This window comes from Sphingomonas asaccharolytica NBRC 15499, from assembly GCF_001598355.1.
GTDB classification, from domain to species: domain Bacteria; phylum Pseudomonadota; class Alphaproteobacteria; order Sphingomonadales; family Sphingomonadaceae; genus Sphingomonas; species Sphingomonas asaccharolytica.
The window spans coordinates 1-18,187 of the sequence record NZ_BCYU01000084.1; the positions used below are offsets into that span (position 1 = coordinate 1).

The following is an 18,187-nucleotide window of genomic DNA, read 5'->3' on the forward strand; positions in this document are numbered from 1 at the left end:
TCGCGGCAACTGAGTGCAGACCCTAGCGTTGCCGGTTGAGGGTACACGCCTTAGGAAGTGCGATCATGTGGACTCTCCCCAACATCCTGACCCTGTCGCGCATCCTCGGCGTGCCCTTGCTCGTTGCCTTCTTGTGGTGGCCGGGCTGGGCACTCGGCTACGCGTTCGCCTTCGTGCTCTATGCGGTGATCGCGCTGACCGACTATCTCGACGGCTATCTCGCCCGAGCCCAGGGGACGGTGTCGAAGCTCGGCATCTTCCTCGATCCCATCGCCGACAAGATCATGGTGGCCGCCGTCGTCCTGATGCTGGTGGCGACTCGCGACATTGGCGGCTGGCACGTGATCGCGGCGATCATCATCCTGGCGCGCGAGATCATGGTGTCGGGATTGCGCGAATTCCTCGGCGGGCTTCAGGTCTCGGTCCCGGTGTCGCAGCTCGCCAAATGGAAGACGACGCTCCAACTCGTCGCGCTCGGCGCGATGATCCTGGCGGGGGCGCTGCCTGCCTGGCCGATCGTGCACAGCATCGGGCTGGTCGCCTTGTGGGGCGCGGCCGCGCTCACCCTTGTCACCGGGTGGGATTATCTGCGCGTTGGCCTGAAGCACATGGACTGATGGCGGCGGTCGACCTGCTCTATTTCGCCTGGGTGCGCGAAAGCATCGGGATCGGCCACGAGCGCGCGACGCCGCCGGCCGAGGTCGCGGACGTCGCCGGGCTGATCGACTGGCTGGCGGCGCGTGGCGGCGGCTATGCCGAGGCGCTGGCCGACAAGACCAGGCTGAGGGCAGCGGTCGACCAGCTATTCGTACCGCTGGACGCATCGATCGCGGGGGCGCGCGAAATCGCGCTGTTTCCACCGGTGACCGGCGGATGATCCGGATCCTGGTCACCGAGGCGGCGATCGACCTCGCCGCCGAGCTGGAAGGGCTCGAACGCGCCGGCGGCGGGGCGGTGGCGAGTTTCACCGGGTTGGTGCGCGACGATGGGGGCGTAGAGGAACTGTTCCTCGAACATTATCCTGGCGCCACCGACGAAGCGTTGGCCAAGCTGGCAGCGGAAGCGGAGAATCGCTGGTCGCTGGCCGCGGCGACCGTGATCCATCGCGTCGGCGCGATGACACCGGGCGAGCGCATCGTGTTTGTCGGCACCGCGGCGGCCCATCGCTCCGCGGCGTTGGACGCGTGCGCCTTTCTGATCGACCGCCTCAAGACTGACGCGCCGTTCTGGAAACGAGAGACGCGGGGGCAGGACGCGCGATGGGTCGGCGAACGCGAGAGCGATCGTCATGCCGCAGACCGCTGGAAGCGGCCATAACCGCGGCGCTTGGATATATATTCAGGCCTTTCCTTCTCCGTCATGCCGGCACAAGGCCGGCATGACGGTTGAAACCAATCGTGACAGCCTCACAGCCATCCCGATCCAAATCTGATCGGGGATGGCGGAGGCCGATTGCTGCTGCCCTCAGTTCAGCTTGGGCAGCAGCACGCCGTTCACGACATGGACGATGCCGTTCGACTGGTGGACGTCGGGCGTCTCCAGATAGCTGACATTGCCGTTGACGCTGGTCAGCGTGACGACGTTGTTGCCGGTGATCGTCACCTTGAGCGGCTGGCCGGCGACCGTGGTCAGTGTGGCGGTGCCGTTGCCGGCGGTGATCTGTGCCTTAAGCTGATTGAAATCGATCGTGCCGGGAACGACGTGATAGGTCAGCACCTTGGCCAGCAGCGCCTTGTTCTCGGGCTTCATCAACTGCGCGAGTGTATCCGGCGGCAGCCGTGTGAAAGCGTCGTTGGTCGGTGCGAACACGGTGTACGGTCCGGGCCCCGACAAGGTGGCGGTCAGATCCGCGGCGGTGATCGCCTTGACGAGGGTCGAGAGATTGAGCGCGGCGGAGGCATTGGCGACGATGGTCTTGCTGGCATCCATCGCCGCGCCACCGACCGAGGGATTGGGAGCGGCCGCGGCGGCGGGAGCGGGAGCGGCGGTCTGTGGGGCGGGGCCGGCCGGCGGAGCGGCGGGCGTGGTCTGCGCCAAAGCGGGAAGGGCAAGGACCGGCGCGAGAGCAAGCGCCGGGATACGTAACAGCTTCATTCTATGAGCATCCTTTCATGGGTGCACCCGTGCCGGGTGTCCTAAAGGATACGCTTGGATGGTGGGTTGGTTTCCCATCGCCCGACGCGGAAAAGCGTCAGGCCGCCGCCTTGAGGATGTCGGCCAGCAGCCGGAAATCGCGTTCGCGGGGCGATGCGCGCCGCCAGACCAACGCGATGGTGCGCGTGGCGTGATCCCCGGCGAGCGGCCGTGCCGAGATCCCGGTATTGTCCAATATGCCCGATTGCACCGCCATTTCGGGCAGCATCGTCACGCCCAATCCATTGTCGACCATCTGCACGATGGTGTGGAGCGACGTGCCGAGCATCATCGCGTGCGCGCCGAGTTCGGGCCGGTTGCAGGCGGCGAGGGCATGGTCCTTCAGGCAATGGCCGTCCTCGAGCAGCAGCAAGCGATCCTCGTCGATATCGGCCGCCGCGATCATGGCGGGAGGATCGGGCAGCTCGGCATCGGGAAAGGCGACGAACAGTCGATCGTCGAACAGCCGAGCCGCCGTCACTTCGCCGCAGGCATAGGGCAGCGCCAGCAGCACGCAGTCGGTGCGGCCGTTATGCAGGCCTTCGCATGCCGTGCCCGTCGTCTCCTCGCGCAGGAACAGCTTGAGATCGGGATAATCGCGGCGCAGCGCCGGCAGGATGTGGGGGAGCATGAATGGCGCGATGGTGGGGATGACGCTCATCCGCATCTCTCCCGATAGCGGCCGCCCGGCGGCGCGCGCCATGTCGCCCAATTCCTCGGCCTCGCGGATCACGCGGCGCGCCTTGTCGGCGATGCGATCGCCGAGCGGCGTGAAGCGCACGACGCGCCGCGTCCGCTCGACCAGCGTCACGCCGATCAATGTCTCGAGCTCGCGAATCCCCGCCGACATGGTCGATTGAGTGACGAAACAGGCTTCGGCCGCGCGGCCGAAATGACCATGGTCCTTGAGCGCGACGAGATATTGCAGTTGCTTCAGGGTAGGAAGGTAGGTCGTCATTTATCGTCTCACTCGATCAAGGATCCGTAAATAACCTATTGGATCGTTTAAAAGCCAGCCTATATGCGGCTCGAACAGAAGAGGCCTGAAGGCCCGCCGATCCTCGAGAGGATGTCCAAGAAGGCCGACCCCAATTCAGGCAGGAGGCCCAGAATCATGTTGACCGTCGGAGACAAGTTCCCCGCTATCACCGTTCCCGTCCAGCAGGGCGTCGACGCTCTGCCCGCCGGCGAGACGATCGATGTCACCACCCATGCTCCGGGCAAGTGGAAGATCGTGTTCTACTGGCCGAAGGACTTCACCTTCGTCTGCCCGACCGAGATCGTCGGCTATGCCGGCCTCAAGGGCGATTTCGAGGATCGCGACGCGGTGCTGATCGGCGCCTCGACCGACACCAGCCATGTCCACCTGGCGTGGCGCAAGTCGGACCCCGACCTCGCCGCCGCCGACTTCCCGTGGATCGCCGACAATGGCGGCAAGCTCGCCTCGGCGCTGGGCATTCTCGATCAGGACGAGAATGTCGCGTACCGCGCCACCTTCACCGTCGATCCCGACGGTGTGATCCAGGCGGTGCAGGTCAACGGCCTCAACGTCGGCCGTAACCCGCAGGAGACGCTGCGCGTGCTCGACGCTCTCCAGACCGACGAGCTTTGCCCGTGCAATTGGAATAAAGGCGACGATGTCCTCAAGGTTGCCGCGTAACGACTTCGTCTAACAGATGCGGCCTTTGAATCAGGGGCCGTATCCCCCGGCGCGGGGTCTTTCCCCCCTCGGCCCCGCGCCACCCCTTTCCCGATCTTTCGCCCCGGCTTCGGCCGGGGCCTTCCCAACGCCGGCGATCACCGCCGCGAGGAGCCTATCGCATGTCGCTCAAGGATTTCGCCCAGTCGCTGCCCGATTTCGCCAAGGACATCCGTCTCAATGTCGGGTCGTTGCTCAACGAAGCATCGCTCGGCGATCAGCGCAAATACGGCCTGATCCTGGCCTGCGCGCATGCCTCTGGCTACAAGCCGCTGGTCGAAGCGGCCGAGGCCGAAGTCGCCGACAAGCTGTCGCCCGAAGCCGCTAATGCGGCGCGCGCGGCAGCGGCGGTGATGGCGATGAACAACGTCTATTACCGCTTCACTCATCTCGCCGGGAATAAGGAATATGCCAACATGCCCGCCAAGCTGCGCATGAACGTGATCGGCGCGCCGGGCATCGAGAAGGACGATTTCGAGCTGTTCAGCCTGGCGATCAGCGCGATGAACGGTTGCGGCCTGTGCATCGACGCGCATGAGAATGTGCTGAAGAAGGCCGGCGTGACGGCGCAGGCGATCCAGGATGCGGTGCGCTGGGCGGCGGTGATGAAGGCCGTCGCGACGGTGCATGCCGCGGTCGCGTGATCGTTAGGTCGCGGCGCCCGATCTCACCGGGCCGTCGCCTGCCGCCGCGGCATAGAGCGTGGCCGCCCGCAGGAAGCAGAACCCGGCGAACACCGGCGTGGCGGCGACGATCAGCATCGAATAACGGATCGCCTCGTCGCCGAAACGCGGGGCAAGCAGATCGTTGAGCACGCCGACCGCGGTCGGGCCCGCGGCGTCGCCGATCAGGCTCGCGCCGAGCAGGATGACCGCGGTGGCGAGCGCGCGGCGCCGCTCGCCGACGATGTTCACCACTGCGGCGTAGATCGGCGCCTGGTGGATCAGCATGAAGAAGCTGCTGAGCGCGAAACCGCCCAGCCAGGCCGAATGCGAATTGCCGAGCAGGAACAGCGCTTCGGCCGGGCCGGCCAGCAAGCAGGCGATCGCGGGAAGGCCTACCCGCCAGGCGATGCGCTCCTTGGGTAGCCGATCGATCAGCACGCCGCCGATCAAGATACCCAACAGGCCGATGAACCCGCGCGTCGGGCCGATGATGTTGGCGACGTCGCTGACGCTCAGATGATGCACGCGCATGAAAAAGGACGGCACCCATGCCCCCGATGCCCAGATATTCGCCCCCATCAGCGTCACGCCGGCGAAGATCCAGGTGAAGCAGCGGTTGGCGAAGAGCGCGCGCAGATCGGTAAGCAATGAACTCGCGATCGGCAGGCGAGGGGGAGGCGGCACGGTCCGCTCCGGCTCGCGAACCGTGAAGATCACCAGTAGCGCGAGCAACAGTCCCGGCAGCCCGATGGCGATGAACATCGCACGCCAGCCATATGTCTGCGCGATCCAGCCCGCGAGTGGAAAGAACAGGATGAAGGCCAGAGGCGATGCTGTTCCGAACAACGCCAGCGCGAGCGGCCGCCGTTCGGCCGGGAAGCGGTCCGCGATGAGCGAATTGGACGGGGCGGTTCCGCAGGCCTCGCCGGCGCCCATCAGCAGCCGCACCACCGCCAATTGCCAGATGCCGCCGATCAATCCCGTGCACGCCGTCATCACGCTCCAGAAAGCGAGGCCCGCGGCGATGATGTTGCGCCGGTTGGTGCGATCGGCCGCCCAGGCGATCGGAATGCCGAGCAACGAGTAGAACAGGATGAAGGCCAGTCCCGAGACCAATCCCAGCACGGTATCGGACGATCCAAGCTCGCGCTTTATCGCGGGAAGCGCGAGGCCGAGCAACGAACGGTCGAGATAGTTCGACACGGAAACCATGGTCAGGACGAATAGCGGCCAGGTCGCCGACCACGGCCAGCGCCGGGTATCGCCGGAAGTGCTCATAAGCGCGATGCCCGTGTTTCCTGTGCGGTGATGAATTCGAGCAGCGCCGGCTGTCCGGCCTCGGTCGCCGCGATCCCGCGCCGGATGGCCGGGACGATCTCGTCGGGCGAGGTGACGCGCTCGCCATATCCGCCCAACGCTCGCGCGAAGTCGGCATAATTTCCCGAAATGTCGGTCGCGCGGAAGCGCTCTGTGGCGACGGGCATGATCGGCAATTCGATCGCCATGGCCGAATTGTTGAGCAGAATCGACAGGATCGGCAGCCGCTCGCGTACTGCCGTCTCGAAATCCATGCCGGTGAAACCGATCGCGGCATCGCCCCAGACGTTGATGCAGAGCTTGTCCGGACAGGCGAGCCTGGCGCCCATCGCCAATCCGAGGCCGTAGCCTAGCTGGGTGGTCTTGCCCCAGCCGATATAACTGAGCGGCGACCGCGTCTTCCAGAAAGGCGAGAGCTGGTCACGCGGCGAACCGGCGTCATGCGTAATGATCGTGTTGGCGACGTCGACGGTGTGCTGCAGGTCCCACAGGACGCGATAGGGGCTGAGCGGGGTATCGTCGCTTTCGAGCAAAGGCAGCCATTGGGCGAACCACTTGGCTTCGACCTCGGCGATCTCGCGAGCGGCGGGGCCGGGATCGCGCGGGCCGTCCAGCCGGTCGCGACAGGCCGCGACCAGCGTCGCGAGCGTCAGCTTCGCATCGCCGATGAGCGCGTCGATACAAGGCACGCTCTTGTTGATGTCGGCGGGATCGAGCGTGGCGTGAACGATCGCCGCGCCCGCCGGCATCGCCACGCCGAACGCGGTTTCCGACAGGCTGCAGCCGATGCCGAGGATCAGGTCGGCACGGTCGAGGAAATGGCGAAGCTGTCCCGGAATCGCCGCGCCGCCGGAGCCGAGCGCGAGCGGATGCGTCTCGTCGAACGCGCTCTTGCCTTCGAGACTTGTCGAAACCGGAGCGCCGAGTAACTCCGCGAGCGCGCGCAATTCGTCATAAGCTTCTGCCCAATGTATGCCTTGCCCGGCATGAATGACCAGCCGCTTTGCCGCGACCAGGCGGTCCGCCACCCGGGCAATCGCTTCCGGATCGGGGGCGCTGCGGGTAGTGACGACCGGCGTGTAATCGAGCGGTTCGGGGAGTTCCTCGTCGAGCACGTCCCACGGCATTTCGACGAGCGCGGGACGAAGCCGCCCGTTGCGTAGCGCGCTGAACGCGCGGCGCAGGATGGCGGGCGTATCCTCGGCGCGCAGGATCGGCTCGCAGGTCTTGGTGATGTCGCGCATCGAGATGCTGGCGTTGTAATTGTCGGGCACGTGCGCCAGCCGCCGGGCATAGCCTTGCGGCAGCACCAGCACCGGCACGCTTTCCGAATAAGCCTGGGCGACACCGCCATAGGCGTTTTCGGTGCCGGGCCCGTGCTGCATCGCGAACACGCCCATCCGTCGTCCGCGCGTGAGCCGCGACAGAGCGTCGGCCATGTGGACGCCGGTGCGCTCCTGGCGGACGATGATCGGGCGGATACCGATCGCCGCCGCCTGTTCGAGCACGGCATTGCGCGGATAGCCGAAAATGACGTCGATCCCTTCGCGCGCGAGTATTTCCGCGATCGCCGCGCTGACTTTCATGATCGCTCGAGGTCCGATGGTCCCAGCGGCCGCTCGCCGATCACGGTAGTGCGGACCAGATGCCGCCGCTCATATTTGAAATCGTGGATGCCGCGATGGAGCGTGAAGCGGTTGTCCCACACGATCAGCGTGTCTTTCTCCCATTTCACGCGGCAATGATAATGGAGGTGCTGGGCCAGACTCTGCAGATAGGCGAGCAAGGCGCGGCTTTCTTCCTCGCTCCATCCGACGAAGCGCTTGAAGTAGGCGGTCGTCGCGAACAGCGCCTTGCGCCCCGTCACGGGATGGACGCGCACCGCGGGATGGACATTTTCGAGCTCGTCTTCGGTGAAGCCATGGCTCTCGCGCAGGCGCAACCTTTTGTCGGGCGCCAGCTTGGCGTTCTTTGCCCAGATGTCCTTGCCCGAATAGACCACCTGAAGTCCGTCGAGCAGCGCCTTCAGCCCGTCGGACATGTGTTCGTAGACGAGATAGGCGTTCGAGAATGCCGTATCGCCACCCCATTGCGGCACCTCCAGCGCGCGCATGACGACGCATTTGGGCGGCTGAAGCAGGAAGGGGCTGTCGGTGTGGAAATGCTCGAACGAGGGCACGACATTCTCGGGCTCGTGCGCTTCGCGGCGCACCTCCTGCATGTCGCGGTGCCCGTCATAGATCGGCGCCTGGGGCAGTTCGGTGATCTCGCCGAAATAGCGGGAAAAATGCTTGTGCTGCTCGGGCGTCAGATCCTGGTCGCGAAACAGGATGACCAGAAAATGCTCGAATGCCTTCATGACCTCGGCGAGCGTTTCCTCGTCGAGCGGTTGGCGCAGGTCGACGCCGCTGATCTCGCATCCGCACGCGCCCGAAATCGGTTTTACCCCGATCCGGCGAAATTCGGGCATTGGCAGCCCAGCGACGATCGGCCCGCCTGGCGCTGCGGTTGCGATTGGGTGGGGCTGAGAGACCATGGCAAACTCCACTGGATTCTGAATTGAGGCGAGGGGCCGGTGGCAGGGCTTTTTCGCCTCCGCTCAGAATTTCCGCTTGAGGGTGACGGCCCAGGTCCGCGGTTCGCCAGGTGACCCCTGGATCGAATTGGTGGATCCGCGATTGTCGAAAATGTCGGTATAATAGAGTTTGTTGGTGAGGTTGCGGCCCTCGAGCGCGAACTCCCAATCGTCCTTCGGCGTCCGGAAAGTGAGTCTCGCATTGACGAGCGTCCGTCCTTTCACCTCGCCAAAGATGTCCTTGCCGCCAGTCACGGCGTCGACATTGTTCGCGTTGCGGTTGAACGAATCCTGATGATCGACGTCGATCCGCGGCGTCAGCTTGGCGCCGCTGGCGAACTCGAAATCATATTGCACGCCCAGGCTCCATTGCCAGGGCGAGATATATTGCCCCTTGTCCTCGACGCCGATGCCGGAGCTCGCGGCGGCCGCCGAGATCGAGGTGTATTTGAAGTAGAGATAGGCAAGCGACGCATCGATGGTGAAGCCCTCGACTGGGCGCAACGTCAATTCGGCTTCTGCGCCCTTCACGTCCGCCTTGCCGGCGTTGAGCGGAAGCGCGCACGGCGCCGCCGGTACGCCCGGCAACGGGCAACTCGCCACGGTGACGAGGATGTCGTTATATTTGTTGAGGAATGCGCTGACGTTCAGGCGAACGTGACGGTCGAAAAGGTCGCTCTTGAACCCGGCCTCATAGGCGGTCAGCGTCTCGGGTCCGAACGCCAGCGCCTGGGCCGGGAAGAAGGGCCGCGGATTGACGCCGCCGCTCTTGAAGCCGGTCGAAACCTGGGCGTAGCTCATGATCTGATCCGACCAGCGATATTGGAGCACGCCGCGCCAATCGACGCGATTGCCTTTGAACGTCCCGACCAGACCGTCGAGCGAGGCGATCGACGGCGGCGTGGCGCCTCCGGTCGAGGATCCGGGAATCCCCTTGCGGCCGTAGATGAAGCTCTTGGTCATGTCGGTATAGCGGATGCCGCCGATCAGATGGAGATTCTTGAGCGGCTCCCAATCGCCATTGGCGAACACGGCTTTGGTGGTCGCCGGGATCTTGTTGTTCTCGATGAAGTTGAGCGTCGTGAGGGTGACGCGCGTGATGTTCTGGCTGCGCTTGTGCAGATAATAGCCGCCGACGGTGAAGTTGAAGGCCGAGCCGATATTGCCGTTGAGCCTGAGCTCCTGGCTGAACTGGCGATTATAGATCTGGCTCGCCTGCAAGGTTGGCGAGAAAGGCGACCCATCGGCCGAAGAGTAGACGCCGTCGAACTTGCGATAGGCGGTGATCGAGGTGATGCTGAAATCGGGCGACAGATCGACTTTCAGGTTTCCTGAAACACCCCAGGAATTGATCGCCGATTTGATCGGCGCGGACCAAGGCGCCGATCCGTCGCGCGGCTTGAGTTCCATGTAATTTTCGTAACTTATGTACGGGCTGGAGCTGAATGTATCCTGCGCATAATTGCCGAACGGCGAATAGCTGATGAATTGCGACCCGGTCGATGTCCCGTATCGCACGCCATTGAGCGTATAAGCGGGAGCCGAGGTTCCCGTCGTTGCCGATCCGGTGTTGGCGACGCCGGGATTGGCGTTCTGCCCGACATAGAGCAAGGTCGTCGGTCCCGCCTCGCTGTTGTCCCGGGTGATATCGCCCACCAGGTCGAGCGTGACGTTGCTGCTCGGCTGGTAGCGCAGGGCGAGGCGCCCGGCGACATAGTCCTTACCGCCCTCGGTCCCTAGCTTGCACGATTGCGAATTGACCAATGTCGAGGGGATCGCCGTACCGGGGTGCGTGCAGGCAAAATCGTAGCGCGTGATATAGCCGTCCTTGTGGACCGCCGTGCCGGAGATGCGCGCGAACAGGTTTGGCAGGATCGTGAAGTTGGCGGCGCCGCGCAGCTCGACCCGGTTATAGGCGCCATAGGTCGCCTGGACATAGCCGCCGCCCTTGCCGTCCGGTTTCTTCGAATAGAGCTTGATCGCCCCTCCGATCGAATTCTGGCCGGCGAGCGTGCCCTGCGGCCCGCGCAGGATCTCGACGCGATCGAGATCGATCAGGTCGAGCAACGAGCCGTGCAAGGTCGGCAGATAGACGTCATCGATATAGAGGCCGACGCCGGGTTCGAGCGCGAAGCTGGTGTCGCGTTGTCCGACGCCGCGGATATAGGCGACGACCGCCGGACCATAGGTCGCCGGCGCCTGACGCAGCGTGACGTTGGGCGCCTGGTTGCCGATATCGGCGATGCTCGTCTGGCCGCGCGCTTCGAGCATGGCCCCCGATACCGCCGTGATCGCGAGCGGCGCATCCTGCAGCCGCTGCGACCGGAATTGCGCGGTGACGACAATATCGTCCTTGGCCGCTGCCTGGCTGTCCTTTTGATCCTGCGCACTGGTGTCCGGCGTGTCTTGTGCCAGCGCGGGTGCTGCGACGGACATGGAGCCGGCAAGCGCGAGGATCGAAGTAGCCGCACGGAGCGCAGTCAATCGAATTGCCATAGTGCATCCCCCCTAGCGTTCGTCGCGTGCCTTTGCGGCATCGCCGAAGTGAAGATGGACATGTTGAACAATCAACTGTCAAGGCAATTCCAAATTCCGGAAGCTCAATTCCGGAATACGGAAAGTGTGTGATCAGCTGTGCGAGATCGCGGCCATTGCGCTCAGGGTTTCAGCGGATGCGCGCACCGCGGTGGCAAGATCGTCTTCGAGATGGAGCTGGTATCGCTTCGACGGCATGGTCACGCCGAGACATCCCAAAATCTCGCCAAAAGCGCCGAACACGGGCGCCGCGATGCCGGCGATGTCATAGCGCGGATCGAAATAGCGGGCGAAGCCTCGCTCGCGGATCTGCTGCAGTTCCGCCTCGATCTCGGGGCGCGACGACCGCGGGCGGCCGCTTAACGGCCCGACTTTGGCCTCGCGCATGATCGCTTCCGCATCGCCCTGCGGCAGGAAGGCGAGAATGGCATGGCCAAGCGATCCCCATGGCAGTTGCACCTCAAGGCCGCGCTCGACCGCGAAGCGCAGCGGGTGAGGGGTCATCACCACGTCGGCGATGACCGCGGCGCGCATCGACGGGCTGTAGGTGCACAAGACCGCCGTCTCGTGCCATTGGCTCACCAGCTCCTCGAGCAGAGGCGTCGCGCAGCGGACGAGATCGAACCGTGCCACGAGCTGCGACGCCAGGCGGTGCAATTCGCGCCCGGGGCGGTAGGACTGGCCGTGGCCGCGCTCGACCAGTCCCGATCGAACCAGCGCCTGAAGCAGACGATGCACCGAGCTGGTCGGCAGACCGGCGCCGGCCGCCAGCTCGCCCAGCGTGAACTGGGGTGGTCCCGCGGCGACGAGCTTGAGCAGATAGGCAAGCCTATCGGCCGCACCGCTCGGTGCCCTGGGTCCGGTCGAGCTCATCGACGGAAGATAGTCCGGAACCGGCCAGTTTGCCTCATCCCGTCACACCAGCGCATAATAGCGGAACAACGACCGATCCGGGTCTGTCCGCCTTTCGCCTCCGCCCACGATCACGGTGCGCGAAAGCCAGTCGTGCGGTCCCGCCGGCACCCGGAAATAGGGCGTCAGGCGAAAATAGGATGGCTGGGCACTGCCGGCCGCAGCGCGCACGAGATAGCCGCGATTCTGGATATAGATGCTGGTGCCGTCATCCGCCTCCAGCATGTAATGCGCGCTCAGCTCGATCGTGCCGTCGTCGCGGACCAGGGCATAATCGGCGCCGCTGTGCGGCACCACGCGGCCCGAAAGGCGCGGTCCGCTGATCGTGCCGCCGATCGCGGGGGTATAGCCCTGGCTGCCGCCGCCGGGCAGCGGGCCGAAGATATTGCGGTCGGCGCCGAACAGGACTTCGATATCGAACACATGCTCGAGCGAGCAGTCGGCGGCGGTCATTGCGGCAAGTCCTTTGCTGGGATGATGGGAAGCAGGATTGCGGAATCGAACGCGCCACCGGTGCGAATGATGTGCGTGCCGGCATTGCGCGTCTGCTGGTGCAGCGGGAAAGGCAGCATCACGCCGTCTTCCTTCGGATAGATGTCCGATCCGGCGACGATCAGCCGCAATGTCTCGCCCGCCGCGAAGCGGACCGAGAAGGGCCAGATCTCGATTTCCACCGGCACGCATTGGCCGGGCGCGAGCCGGTTCTCGCCGGTGTGCATATGGACCGGCCGTTCCGGGCGCGAACGCTCGGGATCGAGCGCTCGGTGACTGGCGCGCAGCCAGCCAAGCGCGACGGGTCCGTTTTCGTAAAAAGCGTAGAAAGTGAAACCGACGGGCTCGCCCGCCGCGTCGATCTTCTGCAAAGCGACGAACAGGTCTATGTCATCGCTCCCGTCCGCTTCGACCCAGAGTCTCAGGCTGGCATGACCAGTGATCTCGGTTGGTTCGGTGAACAGATGGTCGAAGCAGATGCGCCCGTCGGACGCCGGGTAACGAACCTCGCTTTCGCTCGGCGCATCGTCGTCCATCGTACTGCTGGCAGCGTCGAGCGCGAGGCGGCGATAGTCGGTCCGCGCGAGCGGCCATTCAGTCTCCGCGCGCTCCTCGGCCACATCATGCCGTTCGCGCACCTCGATCCGCACCTTTGGCCAGGCGGCGAGAGCTGTGGGCCGGTCGCGCAGATAATGGTCGAAGAATGCGAGCTGACGCGCGCGGCTTTCGGGCCGGTAATAATGCGCCCATTTCTTCTGCCCGTGAATGTCGAGCCATTTCTCGGCCGATCCCATCCGGCGCCACGCTTCGATCGTGCCGCGCAAGTGCAGCCCCTGATCGGACCAGCTCGCGACGACATAAGCGGGCTGGCGTATCGCCTCGAGATCGAGTTCCTTCGAGCGCCAATAATCGTCGATCAGCGGATGGGCGACGATGTTTGCCCAGCTATCCTCGGTGCGATTGAGCGACCATTGGATGTTGTCGCAGGCGCGCGGCAGGAAGCTCGTCTCCAATATGCCGCCATGATAGGCGAATTCGCGATACCAGTCCGAAAAGCCTTCCCACGGATTGAGCGCGGCGAGCGGTCCTGGGCGCAGCGGCGCGACCAGATATTGGATGTTGGCGAGATAGGACACGCCGGTCATGCCGACGCGTCCGTTCGACCAGGGCAACCGGCCGAGCCACTCGATCGCGTCGGCGCAATCCTCCGCTTCCTGGATGCCATTGTGATGGAAATCGCCCCCCGACAGCCAGGCGCCGCGCGGATCGACCACCGCGACGCCATAACCGTGACGACCCCACCAGACCGGGTCGGGCCCCTCGAACGGGGTCAGTTCCGACAGCCATTCCGGGTCCACGCCGGAGCGCGGCCAGAACACGCGATTGGTCAACGCATGCTTGCCGTAAGGGCCCCAGGCAAGCAGCAGCGGCACATTCGCCGTCGCGCCCTCGGGGCGATAGAGATCGGCGAAGATCTCCACCCCATCGCGCAGGGGAATGCGACAATTGCGCTCTATCGTCACGCCGTGCTCGGTGCGGCAGGAGAAGTCGGCCCGCGGCAACGGCGGCTTGGTGGGGTGACCAAAGGGGTCGCTCCCCGCGCGCATCAGCGGCCGAAAACGCACATTGCCTCCTTACAGGACGACGAAATAATGGATCCGGTTGGCGTTCGGCACCTTTTCCGCCACGCCGACGAACACGTGCTGCGACATCCATTCGTGCGGACCCGCCGGCGCGTCGAAGCGCGGGGTGACGCGCATATAATAATCGTCGAACGACACCGGCTCGTTGCGGCGCATCTTCTCGGCGATTTCGGGGCTTCGTGCCCAGCGGAACCCCCGATTTTCGAGATAGATGATTGCGCCGTCGTCAGCCTCGAGCAGATAGCGGGCGTCGAAATCGATCACCCCGTTCGGCCGTGACAATGGAAAATCGCCGCCCGACATCGGGACCACACGGCCGTTGAGCCGCGGCCCCTCGACCGTTCCCTGCGCGGCATAGATTGCCGCGCGGGTGTCACCGCGCGCGCCCGGCTTGATCCAATAGGGCTTCGATAGCGTGATGGAGATGGTGAAGGCGTATTCGAGCCCCGGCGCGAAAGGATGATGTCCGTTCATGACCAACGGATAGACGCCGCATTTGTTGATTTGTCAACGATAAGGCGTACATCCTTTCCTCGACGAGACAATATCGATTCCGGCGGCTACAAAAACGCAATGCAGCAGAAGACCATTCGTGCCGAGCGATCGACCGAGGCCAAGTCCACCCGGCCCTCATTCCAATTTGGCCCCTCCCACATTCCCTATCGCATCCTGTTGCTGAGCAAGATGATCGATCGGGTCACGGCGCAGCACGTCCGGGATACCGCGCAACTTTCGCTCGCCGAATGGCGGGTGCTGACCCATGTCGAAATGATCGGAAAATGCAGCTCCGCGGAAGTGGTAAGCGTCGCTTATGCCGACCGGGCGGAAGTGAGCCGGGCTGTCGCATCGCTTGAGAAGCGAGGCTTCGTCCAGCGCGAGGCCAATCCCCGCAACCGCAGGAGCAGCCTAGTTTCGCTGACCGAGGCGGGTAAGTCGGTTCACGCGGCGATCCGCGGAGAGCGGGGCAAATTCTATGAGCAATGGCTCACCGATCTGAGCGACGCGGAGCGCGTGGCGCTCAATGCCGCCCTGGAAAAGGTCACGCGGCGGGTCATCGACAGCGCGCCGCAGATGTTCGACCTGTAGAGCGCGGCGGATAGTTGGACTCCGGCCATTCGCAGTCAGACAGGCGACCACGAGAAATCTGGACTCGAGCGGGTGGTGATCATCGCGCCGATGCATAGCGTCGGGCGCTCCATACCGTGGATTGCCGCAGAACCCGCGCGCGGCAGATCGGGAGACCTGCGCCTAATCGCCGGCATTCAAACCGGCATCATTTGATGCTAAATATCGTGCCTGTAGTCGAGGAGACCGCCCATGCGCACCACACTTGCGCTTGATGACGACCTTGTCGCCAAGGCCCAGGCCTTCACCGGTTTGAAAGAGAAGTCCTCGCTGGTTCGCGAAGCGCTCAAGGCGCTGATCGAGCGTGAAAGTGCACGACGCCTTGCTTTGCTTGGCGGCAGCGAGCCGGCCGCCGCCGCCGCCCCGCGCCACCGCCCGAGCCGATATCGCGTGCTCCTAGCGCGCCTCATTTCGCTTGCGTAGTATTCGGCCGCGCACGATCTAACCGGCATGAAATGGCAATCCGAGATACGCGAGTTCATCGCGGCGTTGTTTGGTGCGCTGGTTGCCATCGCCTGTTATTTGACGCTGCGCGCATGGTTGGCGGGGACAAAGGATTCCGATTGGCTGAATTTCGCAGGTGTGATTTTCGGCGTCGCGCTGACCATAGGCGGCACCAAGGCCGTGGATGCGCTACTCAACTATACCCGCAAGATGCGACAGCGGCATGATTTCACGATTGCTGTCCGCGCGATCGCGTCGGGGCTACTAAAATGCGCCGAAGCAACGGCACCCGACGTGCTTTTTCTTCAAGCGTCGGCGGTTCAGAGCCTTTGGCGCGTGGCGGTGGTAACGATCGATCGGTTGCCTGATCTCGATTTTGATCACCGTGCTAAGATTGGAATAATGCAGGACGGGTTGGACGTGATGATCCCGCAATTGGTGGGTTACAGTCAACTAGCCACCGGCACGAACCCAGGAATGTTCGATCCCGCCAAGCAGATCGCCGCCAGCGCGAGCTTGACGATACTGCCCGTCACCGAGCTTTTTGAGAAGCCATCCAACCGTCGCTAACGTCAATAACGCAAATGCTGCCTCTGGCGAGCTAGCGCGCCAACGCCTGATAAATCGAGAAGGCGCTGGTCAGCGTCAGTAGAACGCCGACCATCGCCATTAACGGGCGCGCCGGGACTTTCTTGGCGAGCCATCCGCCCAAGGGCGCCGCGAGCAATCCACCGATCAGGATGCCGAGCGTCTGCAGGGTGAAAGCGGCGAAGCCCAGCGTGAAGATGAACGTCGCCGAGATCGTCGCGGTCAGGAAGAATTCGGCAGTGTTGACCGTGCCGATCGTCTCGCGCGGGCTCGCGCCCTGGACCAGCAGATTGCTCGTCACGACCGGACCCCAGCCGCCGCCGCCTGCCGCGTCGAGAAAACCACCGACCAGCCCGAGCGGCTCGATCACTTTGGGCGTCCGCGGTTCGACCCGGCCGCGCCACGCGCGAAAGAGCAGGTAGAGGCCGATCGCGCTCAGATAGGCCATCACGAACGGCCGCGCGATCGAGGCGTCGACCGACGACAGCACATAGGCGCCGAGCACGCCGCCGATCATGCCGGGGATCACCAGCCGCGCGAACAGCCGCCAGTTCACGTTGCGGTGCAGGACATGGCTGATACCGGACGCGGCAGTGGTGAAGGTCTCGACCGCATGGACGCTGGCCGAGGCAACGCGCGGGGGCAGGCCCATCACGCTGATCAACAATGTCGAGTTGATCAGGCCGAACGCCATGCCCAGCGCGCCGTCGACCAATTGCGCGGCGAACCCGATCGCGATGAAGGGCAGGATCGCCTCGATCGAGGCCAGCGAAACATCGACCATCAACAGCGCAAACTCCCCGCGATCCGGTCCGTTGCATGGCGCGTGGACCTAATTCCTACAACAAAGATGGGCTTTTCCCCAACGAAGTTCTCGCAACGCGGTTATGGAAATCATCAACTGGCCGTCCTAAATATGTCAAAATCGGCGAAGGGGACGCGCCAATGCTTGCTGGCCTCACGGCTTATCTCGACTCGATTCGGGCGCGCGACCCAGCGCCACGGTCGAACGTGGAAATCCTGCTTTATCCGGGCGTTTGGGCGCTCGGCTATCACCGCATCGCACATGCTTTGTACAATGCGCGGCTGTTTTTCCTGGCGCGCTGGGTGAACCATATCGCGCGCTTCTTCACCGCGATCGACATCCATCCGGGTGCCAAGATCGGCAAGTTCTTCTTCATCGACCACGGCTTCACCGTGATCGGCGAGACGGCGGTGATCGGCGACAATGTCACCATCTATCAATGCGTCACGCTCGGCGGGACCAACCCGGCCGACGGCGTTGCCGGCAAGCGTCACCCGACGATCCAGGACAATGTGATCATCGGATCCGGCGCCCAGGTGCTGGGGCCGGTGACGGTCGCTATGGGCGCTCGGATCGGCGCCAATGCGGTCGTCACGCGCGACGTGCCCGAAGGCGCTGTGATGGTCGGCATCCCGGCGCGGCCGACGATGGTCGAAGGGAAGGGCGAAAAGCCGTTCCTCGCCTACGGCACGCCGTGCAGCGAGATGTTCGATCCGCAGACGCAGCGCGTCGAATTGCTTCGCTGCGAGATCGAAACGCTGCGCAAGCGGCTCGATGCCTTGCTCGCCGAACATGAGCCGGCTCAGCTACCGGAGCGTGACCGCGCCTGATGGGAACGGTCACTCCGTTTCCCTCGTCCGGACGCCAACCGAGCCAGATCGGCTTCGAGCGGCTTGAACTCACGCGCATTCTCGATCTGTACGGCCGCATGGTCGCTGCCGGGCATTGGCGCGATTACGCGATCGAGCTCGGTCAGGCGGCGGCGGTGTTCGCCGCGTTCCGCCGCACCGCCGAGCGCCCCGAATTCAGGATCGAGAAACGCCCTGACCTGCGCAACCGCCAGGGTATGTGGGCGCTGATCGCCGAACACGGCCAGGTAGTGAAACGCGGCCATGAACTCGGTCCGGTGCTGGCGCCAATCGAACGACGGCTGATGAAGCTGATCGAGGATTAGGTCGGGAACGACTCATATTCCCATCGTCATCCCCGCGGCATCCTGCCGTCACCCTAGCGCACTCTCCCGTCACCCCAGCG

At 64.1% G+C, this 18,187-nt stretch carries 21 protein-coding genes; 10 read left to right on the forward strand and 11 right to left on the reverse strand.

Annotation, left to right across the window (positions count from 1 at the left end; translation table 11 throughout):
* Positions 1 to 65: 65 nt before the first annotated feature.
* The 3 genes from pgsA to SAS01S_RS18220 are packed head-to-tail and all read left to right on the forward strand — an operon-like array spanning position 66 to position 1,317.
* On the forward strand, positions 66 to 617 hold the full coding sequence (pgsA, locus tag SAS01S_RS18210; protein ID WP_066812266.1) for a CDP-diacylglycerol--glycerol-3-phosphate 3-phosphatidyltransferase: 552 nt from the start codon (positions 66 to 68) through the stop codon (positions 615 to 617).
* The gene (gene moaD, locus SAS01S_RS18215) at positions 617 to 877 is read left to right on the forward strand and encodes a molybdopterin converting factor subunit 1 (protein WP_066812268.1); all 261 of its coding nucleotides are present in this window, start codon (positions 617 to 619) and stop codon (positions 875 to 877) included. The genes pgsA and moaD overlap by 1 nt, the downstream gene beginning before the upstream one ends.
* Complete coding sequence (locus SAS01S_RS18220; RefSeq protein WP_066812270.1) at positions 874 to 1,317, forward strand: molybdenum cofactor biosynthesis protein MoaE; 444 nt, start codon at positions 874 to 876, stop codon at positions 1,315 to 1,317. Before moaD ends, SAS01S_RS18220 begins: the two co-directional genes overlap by 4 nt.
* Before the next feature lie 147 nt (positions 1,318 to 1,464).
* Here SAS01S_RS18220 and SAS01S_RS18225 read toward each other — a convergent pair whose 3' ends face one another.
* A complete protein-coding gene (locus tag SAS01S_RS18225) occupies positions 1,465 to 2,094 on the reverse strand; it encodes a fasciclin domain-containing protein (RefSeq protein WP_066812272.1) in 630 nt (209 codons plus the stop codon).
* A gap of 97 nt (positions 2,095 to 2,191) precedes the next feature.
* Complete coding sequence (locus SAS01S_RS18230) at positions 2,192 to 3,091, reverse strand: hydrogen peroxide-inducible genes activator (protein WP_066812273.1); 900 nt, start codon at positions 3,089 to 3,091, stop codon at positions 2,192 to 2,194.
* Between the two features lie 156 nt (positions 3,092 to 3,247).
* Here SAS01S_RS18230 and SAS01S_RS18235 point away from each other — a divergent pair, with 156 nt between their 5' ends.
* Positions 3,248 to 3,793, forward strand: a complete 546-nt coding sequence (locus tag SAS01S_RS18235; RefSeq protein WP_066812275.1) for a peroxiredoxin — start codon at positions 3,248 to 3,250, stop codon at positions 3,791 to 3,793.
* A gap of 161 nt (positions 3,794 to 3,954) precedes the next feature.
* On the forward strand, positions 3,955 to 4,476 hold the full coding sequence (gene ahpD / locus SAS01S_RS18240) for an alkylhydroperoxidase, AhpD family (protein WP_066812277.1): 522 nt from the start codon (positions 3,955 to 3,957) through the stop codon (positions 4,474 to 4,476).
* A gap of 3 nt (positions 4,477 to 4,479) precedes the next feature.
* On the opposite strand, the gene SAS01S_RS18245 is transcribed toward ahpD, so the two are convergent.
* The 8 genes from SAS01S_RS18245 to SAS01S_RS18280 form a co-directional block, all read right to left on the reverse strand.
* Positions 4,480 to 5,775, reverse strand: a complete 1,296-nt coding sequence (locus tag SAS01S_RS18245) for a spinster family MFS transporter (protein ID WP_066812279.1) — start codon at positions 5,773 to 5,775, stop codon at positions 4,480 to 4,482.
* Positions 5,772 to 7,400 carry a thiamine pyrophosphate-requiring protein gene (locus SAS01S_RS18250; protein ID WP_066812280.1) on the reverse strand — a complete coding sequence of 543 codons (1,629 nt, stop codon included), beginning with the start codon at positions 7,398 to 7,400 and terminating at the stop codon, positions 5,772 to 5,774. The genes SAS01S_RS18245 and SAS01S_RS18250 overlap by 4 nt, the downstream gene beginning before the upstream one ends.
* The gene (locus SAS01S_RS18255; protein WP_084239190.1) at positions 7,397 to 8,350 is read right to left on the reverse strand and encodes a TauD/TfdA dioxygenase family protein; all 954 of its coding nucleotides are present in this window, start codon (positions 8,348 to 8,350) and stop codon (positions 7,397 to 7,399) included. The genes SAS01S_RS18250 and SAS01S_RS18255 overlap by 4 nt, the downstream gene beginning before the upstream one ends.
* 63 nt (positions 8,351 to 8,413) lie before the next feature.
* Positions 8,414 to 10,885 carry a TonB-dependent receptor gene (locus tag SAS01S_RS18260; protein WP_084239192.1) on the reverse strand — a complete coding sequence of 824 codons (2,472 nt, stop codon included), beginning with the start codon at positions 10,883 to 10,885 and terminating at the stop codon, positions 8,414 to 8,416.
* Between the two features lie 132 nt (positions 10,886 to 11,017).
* The gene (locus SAS01S_RS18265; protein WP_066812289.1) at positions 11,018 to 11,797 is read right to left on the reverse strand and encodes an IclR family transcriptional regulator; all 780 of its coding nucleotides are present in this window, start codon (positions 11,795 to 11,797) and stop codon (positions 11,018 to 11,020) included.
* Between the two features lie 42 nt (positions 11,798 to 11,839).
* Positions 11,840 to 12,289, reverse strand: a complete 450-nt coding sequence (locus SAS01S_RS18270) for a DUF3237 domain-containing protein (RefSeq protein ID WP_066812290.1) — start codon at positions 12,287 to 12,289, stop codon at positions 11,840 to 11,842.
* Positions 12,286 to 13,953, reverse strand: coding sequence for a CocE/NonD family hydrolase (locus SAS01S_RS18275; protein ID WP_084239194.1), 1,668 nt, complete (start codon positions 13,951 to 13,953; stop codon positions 12,286 to 12,288). Before SAS01S_RS18275 ends, SAS01S_RS18270 begins: the two co-directional genes overlap by 4 nt.
* 9 nt (positions 13,954 to 13,962) lie before the next feature.
* Positions 13,963 to 14,445 carry a DUF3237 family protein gene (locus SAS01S_RS18280; RefSeq protein ID WP_066812292.1) on the reverse strand — a complete coding sequence of 161 codons (483 nt, stop codon included), beginning with the start codon at positions 14,443 to 14,445 and terminating at the stop codon, positions 13,963 to 13,965.
* On the opposite strand from SAS01S_RS18280, the gene SAS01S_RS18285 reads away from it, so the two are divergent.
* The 3 genes from SAS01S_RS18285 (at position 14,431) to SAS01S_RS18295 (ending at position 16,110) form a co-directional block, all read left to right on the forward strand.
* Positions 14,431 to 15,057 (forward strand): MarR family winged helix-turn-helix transcriptional regulator, encoded by a 627-nt coding sequence (locus tag SAS01S_RS18285; RefSeq protein ID WP_084239196.1) that lies wholly within the window; start codon positions 14,431 to 14,433, stop codon positions 15,055 to 15,057. The two genes, SAS01S_RS18280 and SAS01S_RS18285, sit on opposite strands and share 15 nt — an antisense overlap.
* 231 nt (positions 15,058 to 15,288) lie before the next feature.
* Positions 15,289 to 15,519 carry a type II toxin-antitoxin system VapB family antitoxin gene (locus SAS01S_RS18290; RefSeq protein ID WP_066812300.1) on the forward strand — a complete coding sequence of 77 codons (231 nt, stop codon included), beginning with the start codon at positions 15,289 to 15,291 and terminating at the stop codon, positions 15,517 to 15,519.
* Positions 15,520 to 15,546: 27 nt separating this feature from the next.
* Positions 15,547 to 16,110, forward strand: coding sequence for a hypothetical protein (locus tag SAS01S_RS18295; protein ID WP_066812302.1), 564 nt, complete (start codon positions 15,547 to 15,549; stop codon positions 16,108 to 16,110).
* A 31-nt stretch (positions 16,111 to 16,141) separates the two neighbouring features.
* On the opposite strand, the gene SAS01S_RS18300 is transcribed toward SAS01S_RS18295, so the two are convergent.
* Entirely contained in the window at positions 16,142 to 16,912 is a 771-nt protein-coding gene (locus SAS01S_RS18300; RefSeq protein WP_066812304.1) for a sulfite exporter TauE/SafE family protein, read from the reverse strand.
* Between the two features lie 161 nt (positions 16,913 to 17,073).
* Between SAS01S_RS18300 and epsC the strand changes: the two genes are divergently transcribed.
* Together epsC and SAS01S_RS18310 are read left to right on the forward strand one after the other, a co-directional pair.
* Positions 17,074 to 17,763 carry a serine O-acetyltransferase EpsC gene (gene epsC, locus SAS01S_RS18305; RefSeq protein ID WP_066812306.1) on the forward strand — a complete coding sequence of 230 codons (690 nt, stop codon included), beginning with the start codon at positions 17,074 to 17,076 and terminating at the stop codon, positions 17,761 to 17,763.
* A complete protein-coding gene (locus SAS01S_RS18310) occupies positions 17,763 to 18,107 on the forward strand; it encodes a DUF2794 domain-containing protein (protein WP_066812309.1) in 345 nt (114 codons plus the stop codon). The genes epsC and SAS01S_RS18310 overlap by 1 nt, the downstream gene beginning before the upstream one ends.
* Positions 18,108 to 18,187 lie beyond the last annotated feature (80 nt).

Excerpts from the sequence above, each read along its gene's own strand:
- SAS01S_RS18290 (WP_066812300.1), top strand. The coding sequence starts at position 15,289 with ATGCGCACCACACTTGCGCTTGATGACGACCTTGTCGCCAAGGCCCAG.
- SAS01S_RS18225 (WP_066812272.1), bottom strand. The coding sequence starts at position 2,094 with ATGAAGCTGTTACGTATCCCGGCGCTTGCTCTCGCGCCGGTCCTTGCC.
- SAS01S_RS18310 (WP_066812309.1), top strand. The coding sequence starts at position 17,763 with ATGGGAACGGTCACTCCGTTTCCCTCGTCCGGACGCCAACCGAGCCAG.
- SAS01S_RS18260 (WP_084239192.1), bottom strand. The coding sequence starts at position 10,885 with ATGGCAATTCGATTGACTGCGCTCCGTGCGGCTACTTCGATCCTCGCG.
- SAS01S_RS18285 (WP_084239196.1), top strand. The coding sequence starts at position 14,431 with ATGATGTCCGTTCATGACCAACGGATAGACGCCGCATTTGTTGATTTG.
- SAS01S_RS18255 (WP_084239190.1), bottom strand. The coding sequence starts at position 8,350 with ATGGTCTCTCAGCCCCACCCAATCGCAACCGCAGCGCCAGGCGGGCCG.
- SAS01S_RS18235 (WP_066812275.1), top strand. The coding sequence starts at position 3,248 with ATGTTGACCGTCGGAGACAAGTTCCCCGCTATCACCGTTCCCGTCCAG.
- ahpD (WP_066812277.1), top strand. The coding sequence starts at position 3,955 with ATGTCGCTCAAGGATTTCGCCCAGTCGCTGCCCGATTTCGCCAAGGAC.
- SAS01S_RS18265 (WP_066812289.1), bottom strand. The coding sequence starts at position 11,797 with ATGAGCTCGACCGGACCCAGGGCACCGAGCGGTGCGGCCGATAGGCTT.
- SAS01S_RS18245 (WP_066812279.1), bottom strand. The coding sequence starts at position 5,775 with ATGAGCACTTCCGGCGATACCCGGCGCTGGCCGTGGTCGGCGACCTGG.
- SAS01S_RS18250 (WP_066812280.1), bottom strand. The coding sequence starts at position 7,400 with ATGAAAGTCAGCGCGGCGATCGCGGAAATACTCGCGCGCGAAGGGATC.
- SAS01S_RS18295 (WP_066812302.1), top strand. The coding sequence starts at position 15,547 with ATGAAATGGCAATCCGAGATACGCGAGTTCATCGCGGCGTTGTTTGGT.
- SAS01S_RS18300 (WP_066812304.1), bottom strand. The coding sequence starts at position 16,912 with ATGGTCGATGTTTCGCTGGCCTCGATCGAGGCGATCCTGCCCTTCATC.
- pgsA (WP_066812266.1), top strand. The coding sequence starts at position 66 with ATGTGGACTCTCCCCAACATCCTGACCCTGTCGCGCATCCTCGGCGTG.
- epsC (WP_066812306.1), top strand. The coding sequence starts at position 17,074 with ATGCTTGCTGGCCTCACGGCTTATCTCGACTCGATTCGGGCGCGCGAC.
- SAS01S_RS18270 (WP_066812290.1), bottom strand. The coding sequence starts at position 12,289 with ATGACCGCCGCCGACTGCTCGCTCGAGCATGTGTTCGATATCGAAGTC.
- SAS01S_RS18220 (WP_066812270.1), top strand. The coding sequence starts at position 874 with ATGATCCGGATCCTGGTCACCGAGGCGGCGATCGACCTCGCCGCCGAG.
- moaD (WP_066812268.1), top strand. The coding sequence starts at position 617 with ATGGCGGCGGTCGACCTGCTCTATTTCGCCTGGGTGCGCGAAAGCATC.
- SAS01S_RS18230 (WP_066812273.1), bottom strand. The coding sequence starts at position 3,091 with ATGACGACCTACCTTCCTACCCTGAAGCAACTGCAATATCTCGTCGCG.
- SAS01S_RS18280 (WP_066812292.1), bottom strand. The coding sequence starts at position 14,445 with ATGAACGGACATCATCCTTTCGCGCCGGGGCTCGAATACGCCTTCACC.